The sequence below is a fragment of the Haliea sp. genome, assembly GCF_040222615.1.
GTDB lineage: Bacteria > Pseudomonadota > Gammaproteobacteria > Pseudomonadales > Halieaceae > Haliea.
The window spans coordinates 1-14,884 of sequence record NZ_JAVKCQ010000016.1 but is presented as its reverse complement, the minus strand read 5'-3'; the positions used below and the strand labels follow the sequence as shown (position 1 = coordinate 14,884).

Below are 14,884 nucleotides of genomic sequence, written 5' to 3'. Positions count from 1 at the left end.
CGCTCGCGGTGCACACCGATGTCTCCGAGCCGGAAGCACTGGATCGGCTCGCGGCCCTGACTCGTGAAGCCTTCGGTGATGTCACCCTGCTGGTGAACAACGCCGGAATCGAAACCCTGGGCTATGTCTGGGAGTTGCCCGCGGCGCTGTGGGAAAGAACGCTGAATATCAACATTCACGGCGCGATCCACGGGGTGCGGGCATTCGTGCCGCGGATGCTGGAGTCGGGCAAGCGGGCCTGGATTGCCAACACCTCGTCCATCGGCGGCCTGGGTATCATGCCGATTCAGACATCCTATGTACTCAGCAAGCACGCTATCCTGTCCTTCAGCGAGTGCCTGTATCTGGAGATGCAGGTGAAGAAAGCGCCTATCCACGTTTCGGCGATCCTGCCGGGGCCGGTGACCACGCGCATCTTCGAGGACTCCGAAACCGGGGAGGACCCGGTCAACGCCCGGCACCGGGAGATCATGCGCCATATGCTGAAGTCTGAAGGCATTAGCGGCGATGAAGCCGCCGCGCGGATATTGCCGCAGATCGCCGGGGGCCGCTTCTGGGTATCCACCCACCCTGAGACGACCCGGGAGTTTGCCGAAAACCGGGCCCGACATCTGTCGGGGCTCTGCGATCCGGCGCTACCTCCCGAGGTGCTGGCGGGCCTGGGCGTGGCCTGAGCCGACGCCGCTGGCCAGACACCAGGTCAAACCCGGTTAATGATACTGCTCTGCAGCGGGCAGAAGGCGTGGCAGAGCTGAGTCTCCACCACCCACACTTGCGGGAATTCCGGGTCGAAGCGCCGGTCCACCCAGCCCCAGTGGTAAGGGTGTTGCAGGTACTCGCCCGCGAGGTCCTCAATGGCACTGTATTCCTGCTGCCAGACATGGGTCCAGCGGGAGCCCGGGCTGGTCACGCGCCCCAGGCGCCAATTGCGGATGCCGCGCATGTAGCCCGGCATTCCCAGTAACTCCTGCTCGAACGCCACCACCTCCGCCGGAGCGGTACCCGCGCGAGTGGTCAGCAACAGTGTGCGCCAGATACCGTCTCCCAGATCCGGTTCCCGCAAGCCGCTGCCAATGGTGTCATAGCCGACGACATCCGCGCTGGCAACGCCCGGGGCGCAGGTCAAGTCCAGCTCCAGCTGCGGGCCGGGTCGCCGCCATATCATGTCCACCGTGAAGTGCCCCGCGCCCCAGCAACCCTCCAGGTTGCGGCCGCAGTGCCAGGCTGCGAGGTCCGCTGCGCCGGCGAGCTGCTGGCGCAGGGCCTGTTCGATGGCGTCTGCGTCAGCACGCGGCTGCAGGGTGATCTGTGCTGTTGTCAATACGCTCATGGGGCCTCGAGGGGTTTCGGCAGCGGTTGCCCTGCGTCGGCCATGACATGGCGTCGGCGTTGCAGACAGAGGCTGTCCACTGTTGCCCAGAACGCGGGCACCTCGAGCCCGGCAGTGCCCCGCATCGTGTAGTAGCCCGTGGCGTCAGTGACTTCCCACAGTAGCCACAGGGTGTTGCTCTGGCCCTCCAGCTGTACCGGCGGGGAAACCCAGCGCCGGGACAGCGCCAGCGTATGGCGGGAAGGGAGCCCCGGCAGGTACTGGTCTTCCAGCAGCTGCAGCACCGTAGCAATGTCGCCGGGCCACAGGACGATCTCGTCCAGGATGTGTACTTCGCTCACAGGTACCTCACGTCATTGTTCCCGCTGCCAGACCAGCACTGCCCGACTGCCCTGCTCATTGACGGCGGCGGACAGGGTCAGGCGGTCGCCCTGCAGCCGGTAGTGGCGGGAAAACTCGCTGCCGGCCCAGGCCAGCACCGAAGCACCCCGGAGGTGATGGGTAACAAGACCCTGTGCCCTGTCCACCGTGTAGCGGCCAAAATAACTGGTATAGCAGGCATAGGACATGGCGAGGTCGGCGCTCAGTCCCGGCGGCAGTTGCTCTGGCTCTGGCAGACTGGCGCCAGGTTGCAGCAGATGTACCGACATATGCCCCGCGGCGCTATAGAGCAGGAGGCCTTCGGGGTGTTCGCCCATGGGGTGCACCACGCTGCCGTCTGCCTGCTGTAGCTCGTAGGCGCGCAGCAGCCAGCATCCCTGTAGCTGTTCTCCCTCATTCACATTGGTGCTCCTCGTCCTCCAGGTGGGCTGCCCGGCGCCGGGCAGGGTGACTGTTCAGTTCAGTCGAAGTCCGAAACATGTTCGTCCACCACGTACATTCGGGTGTGCGAGCGGTCCAGGAAGTTTTCCTCGTCCTCGGCGATACGCCCGCCGATCTCCGGCAGGGCGCTGAGCGCCATGGCCGCGTCATAGGCGGCCCGGTCCGCAAACCAGATCTCGGTGATGACATCGAAGTCCCGCTCCGCGGCTGCGGCATTGATATACGCCCCCTCCGGGCGGATAAAGTTGCGCCGGTAGCCGCAGATCTGCGGCAGCAGGCTGCGGATCAGCGGGACATGACGGCTTTCGTAATAGTCGATGAAGGCCTCGCGGGAGAGGCCCGGTTTGCACTTCAGCAGGGCGATCGATTTGTACATGCGGAATTATCCTGTTGCTTGTGGCTGGTCCGGCATTGCCAGCAGGGTTGTCCGCGAGTCTCGCTGCGCGCCTGGCTCCGGCCCGGGGTCTGCCAGCCGATCGGCCCCCGCGTTCAACCGGTTTCTGCCCGCACCGGAAACTGCTGGAAATAGAAGCTGAAGCGCTCCCGCAGGGCTGCCGGGTCCACGCCGAAATCGCCTTTCAGATCGTAGACCATCTTGCCTTCCTTGCCGCGCGGGTGGGCAGCAATAAATGCCTGCATTTCCGCCTTCGCCGCGGCCGTCAGCTCCACGCCCGCCACGGCATAGATTTTCGCCACCGTGGCCAGGTCATCCGCCATGAACTCGTGGAACAGGACATCGACGCTCTGGCTCCCGGGGAAACATGTCCTGTCCTGCACGCAGGCGCGCAGCAGATGTTCGATGCGATCACTCCAGTACTCGACGATGGCCCGGGTATCAATGCGCTTGCGGCTCATCCGGTAGCCGTAGGCGATCATGGTCACCGCCGACTGAATCACCGCCACCGGATCGCGATGGGTTATGACACAGGTCGCATCGGGAAAAACGGACTGTAGCACCGGCAGTTGCTCCAGGTGCTGCGGACACTTCAGCACCCAGCGTTCCGGACCCTGGCGCCACTGCAGCAGCTTGAGTACGTCGCGCATGTACTGGTAGTGGGGCGTCTGGTCATGCTGGTAGTAATGGTCGCGCCAACGCGGGCTGGGGGCGAGCCACTCGAAATTGTAGGATGCAAAGTCCGGACCCATCAGCTCCAGTTCTTCGTGGATGTGATCCGGGTGCATGGGGTGCATCGCCGCCAGCAGCGGAGTCACCTGCTGCATGCCCTCCCAGGCTTGCGCGCAGCGCCGATAGCGCGGGTCTCCGCCATCCTCAAGCAGGGGCTCCCCCGGCAGGGGACGCGGCTCGTAGGATTCCCACAGCGGCAGTGAGCGAAATCGGGTATCGGCGGCCAGCAGGTTGAGCAGGTGGGTGGTGCCGGAGCGGGGCAGCCCGGCGACAATAATGGGCCGGCGGATCTCCTGTGCCAGAATTTCGGGATGGCGCTGCCACTGGTCCTGCAGCAACAGGCGATTGCTGGCGTAGCGCACCAGGTAGCCGAACAGGTTGGCGCGCTGGCTGCCGGTCATATCGGGATCACTGCCCCATTCCTCCAGTAACAGGTGCAGGCGTTCACGAAAGTCCCGGGGACCGAAATCCGCAAGGCCGGTGCGCTGGCGGGCAGCCTCCAGCACCGCCGCCTCGCTGAAATCGATCTCCTGCTGTTCGCCGTAGCTGATTGCGGCGCGCTGGGCCGCGGTCAGTTCCGGGTGGGCAAGATCGTGAATGCGAATGGGTTCAGGCATGGGCTGCTTCAGTTCAAGTTATTGGCTCCGGCTTGCCAATCCGGGCTGGCGGACAGTATTCGGCTGGCGCTGCGGTATTCCTTGCAGTGTAATGCAAGCAGCAGGAAACAAGCAGACGGCGCGCTCTAAAGCCGGGTTTGTCCGTCAAAGTCCGTGGCAGGATTCAAGGAGTTGAACCGATGAAGTTTTGGCAATCCCTGGCGTGGTGTGAACCGGAGCAACTGGTGCCGGTGGCGCAATTCGCCGAGCAGCTGGGCTATGACGGCGTGCTCAATGCTGATCACGCCGTCTTTCCCGAGACAGTCAACGCCGCGTATCCCTATTCCGCTGACGGCAAGCCGCCGATGACCCCGGATTCGCCCTATCCGGATTGCTGGGTCAGCATTGCGTTCATGGCGGCAGTCACCTCCCGGCTGCGCCTGTCGACGTCAGTGTACGTGCTGCCACTGCGCAACCCTTTTGAGGTGGCCAAGGCGGCGGGTTCGCTGGCGATTTTCACCGGCAATCGCTTCGCCCTGGGGATCGGCGCGGGCTGGATGAAGGATGAGTTCGATATCTATGGCGTGGAATTCAGCGGTCGCGGCAAGCGCATGGACGATATGATTCAGGTCATGCGCAAGTTGTGGCAGGGAGGCATGGTAGAGCACGAGGGGCCTTACTACAGTTTCCCCCGGCTGTGCATCGAGCCGGCGCCGTCGCAGCAGGTGCCAATTCTGGTCGGAGGCGCCAATGCCGCAGCCCTGCAGCGAGCAGCGTTCCATGGCGAGGGCTGGCTGGGCGCGGGCAATGCCCCGGAAGAAGTGCCCGCCATCATGGCCAGGCTGCGCCAGTATCGTACCGAGGCGGGCCGCGGGTCGGAACCCTTTGAAACCATCGTCGGTCTTACCACGCCGCCGGACCTGGATACGTTCAGGCGGCTGGAAGAGCAGGGCATGACCGCCGGAGTGAATCTACCTTTCTCCTTTGCCCTGGGTAAGCGTTCCTCGCTGGACGACAAAAAGCGGTATATGGAAAGTTTCGCCAGGCAGTTTGTCCAGCCCCTGAGCTGACAGGATCAGAACGCGTCGGGAGCGTACAGCTCACGCAACAATTCGGGCGGGCTTTCACAGACTTCTGTCAGCACGTCAGCTTGCAGCTCAATGGCGGCAGGCGGAGACAGTCCTTGCAAGGCGCTGGCTTCTGCCGGAAGCCACAGGCTCAGTACTGCGTCGAACGGAAACCGGCCCTCGTCACTGGCGGCGTGGTTCTGGATGTAATCCACACTGACGCGCTGCAGCTCGTCGTGTGCCGCCGCCAACTGCCGCCCCCAGGCACTTGTCGCGTCACGAAAGGACGCGCTGTCTGTCGCTGCGTTCAGCATCAGCAGCTGCCGGCGGGTTCCCGCCGGGGCGATATCCCGTGCGCACCCCGAGAGCAGCTCTTCCTCGGCGCCGGCGGGGCGAATCAGGCCCTGGTCCATGAACCGCTTCTCGTCCGCGTCGAGGATTTCCCTGACGCGGCCACTGTGCACCCCGGCCACATCGACGCCATCGTCAAAGAAGAATTCGGTGAGAACGTCAAAGTCCACTTCGCCGACAGATGACAGGAGATGATTGCGCACGTATTTGCGAAAGGGGAAATAGCGGGCCCCCAGGCGGAAGTGGTTGTTTTCATAGTAAGCGCGGAACGCTGCACGGGTCGAGTCAGGGCGATGGGAGAGCAGGCAGACAGATTTCATGATAGTTCCTTATTCTGGCCCCGGTTGCAGGCTTGCTATCTTCAGGCGGGTCAGGTGAACGCGGCTGATTTTCCACTGTCCCTGGATGTTCCGGTTACGTGAATCCCCAGCGATTGTGCCACTGCCACGGGTTGAGCACAGCCCTCCTGGTCCAATCTGTTGGGCCAGGGAGCTATTCTGTTCGGACTGCCGGAGGACTTGAAGGAAACGCTAAACGCCAGTACCTGCGAAGGTTGTGGCGAAGGTTTCACGCAGATTGCGCTTGAGGATTTTGCCGGAGGGATTGCGCGGCAGATTTTCCACTACGTGCACTGCCTTGGGCACCTTGAAGCTGCCGAGGTTGGCGGCGCAGTGCCGTATGACAGCCTCAGGGTCCACATGGCTGCCGCTTCTGGGCACCACTACCGCGGTTACCGCCTCCACCCAGTGGGGGTGGGGCAGACCGATCACCGCCACCTCCGATACCTCCGGCAGTTGGTAGATCACTTCTTCCACTTCCCGGCTGGACACGTTTTCGCCACCGGTCTTGATCATGTCCTTCTTGCGATCGACGATGGTCAGGTAACCTTCGCTGTCCATGACCCCGAGGTCGCCGCTGTGGAACCAGCCGCCCTGGAAAGCCTCTGCGGTCCGCTCCGGATCGCGAAAGTACTCGCTGAGCAACTGGGGCGAGCGGTGCACTACTTCGCCAATCTCGCCCACGGCCACATCGTCTCCCTCGTCATCGACTACCCTGGTTTCCGTATACAGCGCCGGCCGGCCCGCGGATCCGGCCTTGCGCAGCTGGTCGGCGGGCTTGAGGATGGTGGCCATGGGTGCCATCTCGGTCTGGCCGTACAGATTCCAGAGGCGGATATTGGGCAGCCGTGCATGAATTTCCTTCATGACCTCCACCGGCATGATGGAGGCGCCGTAGTAGCCCTTGCGCAGTGCGCCGAGATCAGACCGGTCGAAATGCTCACTGCGCAGCAGGGATATCCAGACCGTGGGCGGGGCGAAGAACGAGCTCACCTGCTCGTCTGCCAGCAGGCGCAACAGGCCAGCGGGCGCATTGTCATCGGTGATGATATTGCGGCCACCGGCCTTGAGGGCCGGGCCAAGGAAACAGTCGAGCTGGGCGCAGTGGAACAGGGGGAGGGCGTGCAGGGTGGTGTCGTCCTCGGCGATTTCCGCATCGATCAGGCAGGCGCTGTATTGCCAGAGGATAGCGGCGTGGCTCAGCACCGCGCCTTTGGGTGCAGACTCGGTGCCACTGGTGTAGATGATCTGTGCCGGCGCATTGGCGTCAATGCCGGGATTGCCGGTATAGCTGCGACCGCGACACAGATCGCCGAAAGGCGTCATGCCCGCGGGTGTATCCGCGGCGCTGTCGCCCGGCAGCCAAACCAGTTGTTCTATCTCCGGGCAATCCTCCACGGCAGCCACCGCCTTGTCGCCCTCGGTGGCGCCCACGAACAGCAGGCGCGCTCCTGAATGCCCGAGGATATAGGCGGTCTCGCGCACATTGAGCATGAAATTCACCGGCACCAGAATGGCGCCGATGGCGGCAACGGCATAGCGCACCGCGGCGAAAGCGATCGAGTTGCGAGAGAGAATGGCTACCCGGTCCCCGGGCTCTATTCCCGACTCCGCCAGACTGCCGGCAATGCGCAGGCACAAGTCCCGGAACTCGCCATAGCTCAGGTCATGATCGCCCTGACGCAATGCGAGTTTCCCGGGATGGCGGCGGGCGCTGCGATGAAGCGTGTCGAAAAGGGTTTGGCGCGATAGCGTCTGCGTGTTCATTGCTGCTCTTGTCCTGAGGCGTTGCGAGCCCCGCTAACCGGGGTAGACGCAAGTGTACTACATGCTGTGATGGCCTCTTGCACGGCAGTTGCCCTGGTCGCCCATGGTGCGGCGAATGGCCCAGGTCACGGCACGGGCGGGGGACAGTATCTGGCGCGTCCAGGGCCGGACCCCGACCCCGAGCCTCAGAACAGTGATTTGGCGGCGCCCATGAGACCGCCCAGGCCGCCGACCGATTGCAGCAGGCTGCCGCCACTGCTTGCCTTGTCCATCAGCTGCGGCAGTACATCCGCCAGACCGCTGGCAGCTGTTTCGGTATCCGTGCCGACCTCACCGGCAAACTGCGCAACCTGGCTTTTACCCAGCAGGCCCAGAATGGTATCCGCGTTAATGGACGCATTTCCGCCGTCCCCCAGCCAGGAGTTGAGAATGCCGCCGAGCTCGCCGCTGGCAGCCATCTTGCTGGCCAGTCCGGCAAAATCCACGGAGCCCTTGCCATCACCCAGCAGCCTGGAGAGCGCGGAGGTGACGGTGCTGGAGTCCACGTTCAACCCCAGCTTCTCTGACAGCAGCTGCGCACCCAATTGCACTATATCCATGGTTTGTTTCCTTTAAGATTGAAGTGTTGATTCTTTAGTATAGCCGTTCCATGGCTGTTTTCCTCGCCCCCCACGTGACGTGCTCGTCGCTTCGGCGCAAAAGGCATTTGCAGCGGGCCCCGCATGTACTATGCTTTTCCCGGACCAAACTCAGGAGAGCGGCACTCATGGCTGGAAAATTTGACCTCAAGAAGAGCCCCAGCGGCAAGTTCATGTTCAACCTCAAATCGGGCAACGGCCAGATTATTCTCACCAGCCAGCTCTACGAGACCAGGGCGGCGGCCGAAAAGGGTATTGCCTCGGTGCGTAAAAATGCCCCCGACGACAAGCGCTATGAGCGCAAGAGCACGACGAAAGGCGAGCCCTATTTCGTGCTCAAGTCCGGCAACAGCCAGATTATTGGCAAGAGCGAGGCCTATTCCGGCACTGCAGCCATGGAGAACGGCATCGCTTCGGTGAAAAAGAACGGCCCGGACGCGGCAGTGGTGGACAGCAGCGCCTAGGCCTGTCCGGCTAAAGCACCATGTAGCACCTTTCCTGTCAGATCGATCGTGTGCATAAAGCCCCAGTCTTTATTCTGGCGCCGGTTCCGCGTCTCCCCGAGGTGCCGCGGTCGTACAGTCCGTTACAGAGGGTTGATAGCCACTTTCGGCGCCACTTTCTCAAAAAAATTGCGCAGGGTGCGCCAGCTGGTGTCCGCATCCAGTCCGCCTACCAGTGGGTGCAGAATATAGGCGTCGTTCGGCGCCAGTGAAGGCGCTTTTTCCAGCACGGCTTCCGGGCGCACCACCTGATAGGTACCCAGCGCCTTGAGTGCGTCCGTGTCCATCGCACTGCTGAACAGCATGTCCAGGTCGGTGCCGGTCTGCCAGCGGGCGTAGCAGTTGGTCTCGTACAGCGCACAGGGCGCGAGGCGCTCCCAGTCCTGTTCGGGGGTCTCGGAAACATAGAGAAAGGAGTGCGCCATCTCCGCCTGATAACGCGGCGTCTTGCCGAGTTTTTGGCACTCGGCGACGTAGATGTCATTCAGGTGCGGCATGCCGCCGATAAAGCCGTCGCCCTCCCGGGCCGCGCGCCGCGCCGCCGGGGCCGCGCTGCCGCCCATCATGATTGGCGGGTGCGGGGTTTGCAGCGGCCTGGGCGCAATGCGGGCGTTGCGCCCGCGGAAGCTGAAGGATTGTCCGCTCCAGGCCTGTTTCAGGGCCTGGACACCCTCATCCATCAGTGCGCCGCGCTGTTTCGGGTCGACGCCGAACATCTCCATCTCGGAACTGACATAACCGCCCAGCAGCAGCACTTCGGCGCGACCGCGGCTCAGGTGGTCGAGTACCGCCACATCTTCAGCCACCCGCAGGGGATCGCTGAAAGGCAGCAGCACGTTCACCTGCAGGCGCACATTGCGGGTAATGCGTGCCGCCGCCGCCGCGAGTACGCTGGGGCTGGGCAAGTAGCCGTCCTCGCTGCCGTGGTGTTCACAGAAGTTGATCGTGACCGGATAACCCTGGGCGTCGATCCAGGCGATCTGCTCCAGTGCCAGGTCGTACATGTCTGCCATGGACAGCTGCGTGGTTTCCGCGGGTGCGCGGCATTCATATTTGACGCAGAGAAAGGCCATTATGTTCTCCATCGTGGGGTGGCCGGCAAGCCGTTCCGGCGGCGTGTGCACGGGCGGCGCGCACCTGCTCCGGTAGTATTGGTTCCGGTTCACACTTCGTCGGGCACCTGGAAATATTTCTGGTAGCGCTGGAACAGCTGGCGCTTGCGTGCGTTCTCTTCCTGCTCGCCAATGCTGTACTGGTGGCGACCAAACTTGCCTTGCGGCTTTTGCCGGAGGTAGTTTGCCATCGCGCCAAGGGCGGCGGGCTCCGCTTCAAGCCCCATATCCCGGTACAGTGTTTCCAGTGCCGGCAGCGGTTGCTCCACCAGCTGCGCGTAAAGAAAGTTGTGTATCTGCTCCCCTGGTACTGCTGCCGTTTCCAGCAGCGTAACCACCGCGTCCAGCCTTGCGGCCCCCGCTTCCGGCGTCATCAGGTTCTCGAATGCGCTGGCGTCGAAGGCCTGGCTGCTGCGCATCCAGTACAGGGTGCCCAGCAGATTGGTGACCGACGCCTGGGCGACAATCGGGTCGCGGTGGGTGATTACTACCCGCGCGTCCGGAAAGGTGCGAAACAGTACCGGCAGGTTGCCGAGGTGGGACGGCGCCTTCAGCAACCAGTGCCGGCGCGGGTTGCGCCACTGCAGCAGCTTCAGCATGCGCCGGTAATAGCTGTAGGCGTAGTCCAGGTCCTGTTGATAGAACCACTTGTTGTAGCCTGGAATCTGATACTGACCGGGCAGGTTCTCGGTAAGGAAAGTACAGCTCATGGCGACGATGCATTCGTTGGGAATATTGGCTCCCATCTCGTGCATGGCGGCATAGGTCGGCACCACCCGGCTCCACTGGGTGACCAGGTGCTGGCAGCGTTCGATACGTGGGTCGCTGTTATAGCTTGCGGCTTCCGGCGGCGGGTAGGGAAACATCATCTCCCAATTGCGCGGTGAGCCGAACTGGCTGTCCTGGGCCAGCAGCTCGAACAGGATGGAGGTGCCGGCGCGGGGCAGGCCGGTGACGATGACCGGCTGCTCGATCACCTCATCCTCGATCTCCGGGTGTTGGGCATAGGCGGCCTCGATACCGAGCCGCGCCTCCAGCCAGCGCAGGATGTCGGAGCGGGTCATCAACCGCCCCAGCAGGTGCAGGTCAGCTTCCTCATCGAGGGCCTTGAGGAAGACGTGGAAACCCTCCAGCCACTGGTCGCTGCCAAAGTCGTCAAAGCCGGTGTTGTTGCGCGCCGTGGCCATCAGCTCCTCTGCCCGCAGGGGCACCAGGCTGCTGATATCCATGTGCCGGCCCTCGTCGATCACCTGCTTTACCCAATCGGGGCGGGGAGGTGGTGTCCAGCTGCTCATTGCGTTTGCCTCCGAGTGAAACGTCCCGACTTCAGGGCATGTACGCCCCGCCGCTGACCGAAATCAGCTGGCCGGTGATGTAGCCGGAGCGCTCCGAGGCCAGGAACAGGGCCAGCCAGGCAATGTCTTCCGGCCGCCCCAGGCGCGGGATGGGCAGGCCGCTCATGTTATAGAGTGTGCCTTCCTCCAGGGCTTTTTCCATGTCCCCCGGCTTGCCCATGGTGTCGAAGCCGAAGCGGTTCCAGAAACTGCCTTCGCCCACATCCTGCTCGGCATAGGGGACGATCCAGCCCGGGCAGATATTGTTGACCCGCACACCTTTGCCCGCCCACTCCCAGGCCAGACCCTTGCTGAAACTGTTGACGAAGCCTTTCACGCCGCCGTAGTGCACGACATTGGCCGCCGCTTCGCCGAGCAGCGATGAGTTGGAGGAGATGTTGATGATGCTGCCGCTGGTGCGGGACAACATGTTATCCGCCACTGCCTGGCAGCAGTTCACCACGCCGTCGACATTGAGCGCGATTTCCCAGCGCCGCGCCTCGGCGTCCAGTTGGTCGAAGTCCGCGGGCTGGGCAACGCCGCCGGCGTTGTTCACCAGCACATCCACCGGGCCGAACTCGGCGTTGGTGCGCGCGACCATGGCGTCAACGCTGGCCCGGTCAGTGACGTCGGTTTTTACCGCCAGTACGCGACCGGGCAGGCCCAGGTCAACCGCTTCCGCCGCCAGTTTTTCGCCGGTGACGACATCCCGCGATGCGCTGACCACATTCAGGCCCTCGCGGGCGAATTCCAGCACCAGGCCGCGGCCGATGCCGCCGCTGCCGCCGGTGATGATGGCGGTCTTGCCTTGCAGTTGCAGATCCATCTTATGCCCTCGTTCAATCCCGTAATGTCGTCAGCTCTTTAGTGAACAGGAGTTGCCGTAGCCGTGACGGTGCCGGCGCTCCTTCCGTGTTGAATGGCCCTAGACGCCGAAGCGCTGGATCACCCCGCGGCGGCGGGTGGCGATCTGTTCCGCGCGCTCTGCGCTGGTGACCTTCTGTACCGCGGGCGGCAGCTGCTGGTCCAGTTGCGTCAGTTTCACCTGGGCAGCGTGTGGAATCGGGTAGCGGTCCGCCTGCATCCAGCGCACAGTGACATAGCCCTCGTTGAATCCTGCGGGATCCAGCCAGTTGGCGTGGCCGGTATCCACGTGCGCGATCACCAGGATCAGCTCCCCGTCTTCTTCCAGCTGCGCGTAGTGGCAGTTGGTGTTGCTGAGAATGCTGCGGTAGTCCATGGAGCACCACCAGTAGTTGCCGAACTCCACCGCCCAGTAATGCGCCTGCGGCGGCGTCACGCGGATGATGATTGCCTCGTCCGCGGGCAGTTGCCAGTAGGCGATAAGCGGCTCGCCACCGGGGGTGGCATCAATGGCGTTGTCATCGAGCTGGCGGTAGGAGAGGAAGGTGTTTGGCCGCGCCTTCCAGCGTTCGATCATGTCCGCCCAGTAGGTGAGCGAATCCCCGACCCAGCGCGACACGGCGTCCAGGCCCTGCGCCAGCCGGTCGGGGCCCATCACCGGTTTGGGCGCCGCGGCGCCGCTGATGCGCTCGATCCCGGCGTGCATGGGGCGCTCGGTTTCCCAGTCGGCAAAGAACTGGCGGAAGGTCACCCGGAAGGTGTCGGGGGAGGTTTGCAGCCAGTTGCCGGGATGCGGGTCTGGGCTGCAGATCAGCTCGAAACTGCCGTCCGGCTCTACCTGCAAATCCTGGCCGAAGAGCGCGTGGGCAACGCCGCCGCCCCAGGGCGTATTGCCGGTTTCCACGGCGGTAACCGCGAAATAGCGCGCGCTGCCGCGGTTGCCGCTGATACGGTAGGTGTCGGTGCCATTGATGGGAGCGCCGACGTAGACCGCGTCAGGATTGTCACCGCCCTGCTTGCGGATCGGGTCGAAATAGTGCAGAAGCTCCGGGTGCAGGGGGTCGTCGTTTTCCAGGAAGAACTGCATGCCGAGGCCAATGTTCTGGGCCAGACAGCGGAAGCCTGCGCTGCGGCTCAGGTCTCCGACCGGAACGCCATCGCGAAAGGGGAGGCGCCCGGCGGCCTTGAGCTGGTCGCAGAACTGGTCCCAGGCCTGCAGAAGCTGCTGGTCCCGGGCATCGCGGTCCAGGTTGCTCACGCTGTCACTCCTGTTGTTATTGTCGGGTGGGTCATCGTGAGCTGTGCGGGCGCCGTTGACAAGAAGGTGGGCGGTAAATGCCCCGGCCCTGGTCTACATCTTTAGTCCATAGCGTCTGTTGCCTGCTGTCGCGCTGTTGCAAAGTCATGCCCTGCACTACCGTTTGTCACGGGCTCGGGCAAATCCGGAGCCTGGATGTGCTTGCCATGAGAGGACGGGAGAACGACATGCAGGGAAGACTGCAGGAAAAAGCCATTATTGTTGTCGGTTCGGGCACCGGCATTGGTGCCGCGACCGTAAAACAACTCGCGATGGAGGGAGCGCATGTCTGTGCCGCGGACATCAACATCGAGGCCGCAAACAGGGTCGCGGAGGAGATCACTGCCGCCGGTGGCCGGGCGTTCGCCGTCCATGTCGACATCGCGGACGAGACCTCGGTCAACGAAGCTGTCAGTCTGGCAGTCGCCCAGCTGGGCGGCCTCGATGGTGCCCATGTCAACGCCGCGGACCTCCGGGTCATCTTCGATGACAGCGATGCCCTGGCCGAAGACCTGGCAGTGTTTGATCGCACCCTGCAGGTGAATCTGCGCGGCCACCTGTTGTGCACGCGGGCGGTACTGCCCCACCTCCTGCAACGGGGTCAGGGGGCCATTGTCTACACCAGTTCCAGTGCCGCGGATGTGGGGGAAAGTACCCGCCCGGCCTACGCCGTTGCCAAAAGCGGGCTCAATGCCCTGATGCGTCATGTCGCCTCGCGCTGGGGGCGGGAGGGCATCACCGCCAATTGCGTGGCGCCCGGGTTCGTGTTCACGCCGGAGATGCAGGCCAGCGGCCAGCTGCCCCAGGAACTGCTGGACGGTATGCTGGCAAGGGTTCCCGGCATCCGCCTCGGCGAGGTCGAGGACATTGCCGCGGTCGTCGCCCTGCTGTTGTCGGAGCAGGGTCGCTGGATCAACGGCCAGGTCTATAACGTCAACGGCGGGGCGCTGATGCGCTGATTGCGCCGCCGCGACTGCGACGGCGAAGTGGAGCGCGCCCGGCTAGTTTGCGCTCAGTTTTTTCGCAACGTCGGCCACATGGCTGCCCTGGAAACGCGCCATGGCCAGCTCCTTCGTTGAAGGGATACGAGAGCCGTCAGCGCCGGCGATGGTGGCAGCACCCAGCGGAGAGCCGCCCCGGACTTCGGAAATATCCGACGTTTCCGGAATGGCGTAGGGCAGGCCCACCACGATCATGCCATGGTGGAACAGGGTGGTATGGAATGACTGTATGGTGGTTTCGTTGCCGCCTCCAGTGCCGGTGCTGGTAAACACGCTGCCGACCTTGCCCACCAGAGCCCCTTGAGCCCACAATCCGCCAGTCTGGTCGAGGAAGTTGCGCATCTGGCTGGCCATGTTGCCGAAGCGGGTAGGGGTGCCAAAGATGATGGCATCGTAGTTCGCCAGTTCTTCCGGCATGGCGAGCGGCGCCGCCTGCTCGAGTTTGATCCCGGCGCGACGGGCGGAATCCTCCGGGACCAGCTCGGGCACGCGTTTGAGAGTGACCTCAACGCCGTCCACCGATGCCGCGCCTGCGGCGATGGCTTCGGCCATGGTTTCGATATGACCGTAGGACGAATAATACAAAACCAGTACTTTGCTCATGGAGATGCCCCTTTCTTGAAGTGGGTGTAAAAAACAGGGTTCAGACTTTTCCCAGCTTGCGGTCCACGGCGAAGGCTCCGCCGCCATTAATCAGCAGGGCCGCAGAGATCGCCAGCAGGGTCAGGCCGAACTCGT

At 63.3% G+C, this 14,884-nt stretch carries 17 protein-coding genes; 4 read left to right on the top strand and 13 right to left on the bottom strand.

Annotation, left to right across the window (positions count from 1 at the left end):
- Nucleotides 1-674: SDR family NAD(P)-dependent oxidoreductase (locus RJQ10_RS01235; protein WP_350142810.1), on the top strand; the 674-nt coding region annotated here is incomplete at its 5' end.
- Between the two features lie 26 nt (nt 675-700).
- Here RJQ10_RS01235 and RJQ10_RS01230 read toward each other — a convergent pair.
- The 5 genes from RJQ10_RS01230 to RJQ10_RS01210 all read right to left on the bottom strand — a co-directional run bounded on the left by RJQ10_RS01230 (nt 701) and on the right by RJQ10_RS01210 (nt 3,895).
- On the bottom strand, nt 701-1,330 hold the full coding sequence (locus RJQ10_RS01230; protein ID WP_350142807.1) for a Dabb family protein: 630 nt from the start codon (nt 1,328-1,330) through the stop codon (nt 701-703).
- Complete coding sequence (locus RJQ10_RS01225) at nt 1,327-1,671, bottom strand: hypothetical protein (protein ID WP_350142805.1); 345 nt, start codon at nt 1,669-1,671, stop codon at nt 1,327-1,329. Before RJQ10_RS01225 ends, RJQ10_RS01230 begins: the two co-directional genes overlap by 4 nt.
- A 12-nt stretch (nt 1,672-1,683) precedes the next feature.
- On the bottom strand, nt 1,684-2,112 hold the full coding sequence (locus tag RJQ10_RS01220) for a lipocalin-like domain-containing protein (protein ID WP_350142803.1): 429 nt from the start codon (nt 2,110-2,112) through the stop codon (nt 1,684-1,686).
- Between the two features lie 59 nt (nt 2,113-2,171).
- Nucleotides 2,172-2,528 (bottom strand): EthD domain-containing protein, encoded by a 357-nt coding sequence (locus RJQ10_RS01215; protein WP_350142801.1) that lies wholly within the window; start codon nt 2,526-2,528, stop codon nt 2,172-2,174.
- Nucleotides 2,529-2,641: 113 nt separating this feature from the next.
- Complete coding sequence (locus RJQ10_RS01210; protein ID WP_350142799.1) at nt 2,642-3,895, bottom strand: sulfotransferase family protein; 1,254 nt, start codon at nt 3,893-3,895, stop codon at nt 2,642-2,644.
- 179 nt (nt 3,896-4,074) lie between these two features.
- Between RJQ10_RS01210 and RJQ10_RS01205 the strand changes: the two genes are divergently transcribed.
- Nucleotides 4,075-4,944, top strand: coding sequence for a TIGR03619 family F420-dependent LLM class oxidoreductase (locus RJQ10_RS01205; RefSeq protein WP_350142797.1), 870 nt, complete (start codon nt 4,075-4,077; stop codon nt 4,942-4,944).
- Between the two features lie 5 nt (nt 4,945-4,949).
- On the opposite strand, the gene RJQ10_RS01200 is transcribed toward RJQ10_RS01205, so the two are convergent.
- The 3 genes from RJQ10_RS01200 to RJQ10_RS01190 all read right to left on the bottom strand — a co-directional run bounded on the left by RJQ10_RS01200 (nt 4,950) and on the right by RJQ10_RS01190 (nt 7,996).
- Nucleotides 4,950-5,612, bottom strand: coding sequence for an EthD domain-containing protein (locus tag RJQ10_RS01200; protein WP_350142795.1), 663 nt, complete (start codon nt 5,610-5,612; stop codon nt 4,950-4,952).
- 210 nt (nt 5,613-5,822) lie between these two features.
- Nucleotides 5,823-7,397: a fatty acyl-CoA synthetase gene (locus tag RJQ10_RS01195; protein WP_350142793.1), complete on the bottom strand. Its 1,575-nt coding sequence runs from the start codon at nt 7,395-7,397 to the stop codon at nt 5,823-5,825.
- Between the two features lie 185 nt (nt 7,398-7,582).
- Nucleotides 7,583-7,996, bottom strand: coding sequence for a YidB family protein (locus RJQ10_RS01190; protein ID WP_350142791.1), 414 nt, complete (start codon nt 7,994-7,996; stop codon nt 7,583-7,585).
- A gap of 167 nt (nt 7,997-8,163) precedes the next feature.
- Here RJQ10_RS01190 and RJQ10_RS01185 point away from each other — a divergent pair, with 167 nt between their 5' ends.
- Nucleotides 8,164-8,499 carry a YegP family protein gene (locus RJQ10_RS01185; RefSeq protein WP_350142789.1) on the top strand — a complete coding sequence of 112 codons (336 nt, stop codon included), beginning with the start codon at nt 8,164-8,166 and terminating at the stop codon, nt 8,497-8,499.
- Between the two features lie 122 nt (nt 8,500-8,621).
- Here the strand turns inward: RJQ10_RS01185 and RJQ10_RS01180 are convergent, their stop codons facing one another.
- From RJQ10_RS01180 to RJQ10_RS01165, 4 genes are all read right to left on the bottom strand, one after another.
- Complete coding sequence (locus RJQ10_RS01180) at nt 8,622-9,611, bottom strand: LLM class flavin-dependent oxidoreductase (protein WP_350142787.1); 990 nt, start codon at nt 9,609-9,611, stop codon at nt 8,622-8,624.
- A gap of 89 nt (nt 9,612-9,700) precedes the next feature.
- A complete protein-coding gene (locus RJQ10_RS01175; protein ID WP_350142785.1) occupies nt 9,701-10,945 on the bottom strand; it encodes a sulfotransferase family protein in 1,245 nt (414 codons plus the stop codon).
- A gap of 31 nt (nt 10,946-10,976) precedes the next feature.
- Nucleotides 10,977-11,810: an SDR family NAD(P)-dependent oxidoreductase gene (locus tag RJQ10_RS01170; protein ID WP_350142784.1), complete on the bottom strand. Its 834-nt coding sequence runs from the start codon at nt 11,808-11,810 to the stop codon at nt 10,977-10,979.
- Between the two features lie 99 nt (nt 11,811-11,909).
- Nucleotides 11,910-13,106, bottom strand: coding sequence for a DUF1214 domain-containing protein (locus RJQ10_RS01165; RefSeq protein ID WP_350142783.1), 1,197 nt, complete (start codon nt 13,104-13,106; stop codon nt 11,910-11,912).
- A gap of 227 nt (nt 13,107-13,333) precedes the next feature.
- On the opposite strand from RJQ10_RS01165, the gene RJQ10_RS01160 reads away from it, so the two are divergent.
- Nucleotides 13,334-14,104, top strand: coding sequence for an SDR family NAD(P)-dependent oxidoreductase (locus RJQ10_RS01160; RefSeq protein WP_350142781.1), 771 nt, complete (start codon nt 13,334-13,336; stop codon nt 14,102-14,104).
- Between the two features lie 42 nt (nt 14,105-14,146).
- Here the strand turns inward: RJQ10_RS01160 and wrbA are convergent, their stop codons facing one another.
- Nucleotides 14,147-14,749: an NAD(P)H:quinone oxidoreductase gene (wrbA, locus tag RJQ10_RS01155; RefSeq protein ID WP_350142779.1), complete on the bottom strand. Its 603-nt coding sequence runs from the start codon at nt 14,747-14,749 to the stop codon at nt 14,147-14,149.
- Nucleotides 14,750-14,884: the final 135 nt, after the last annotated feature.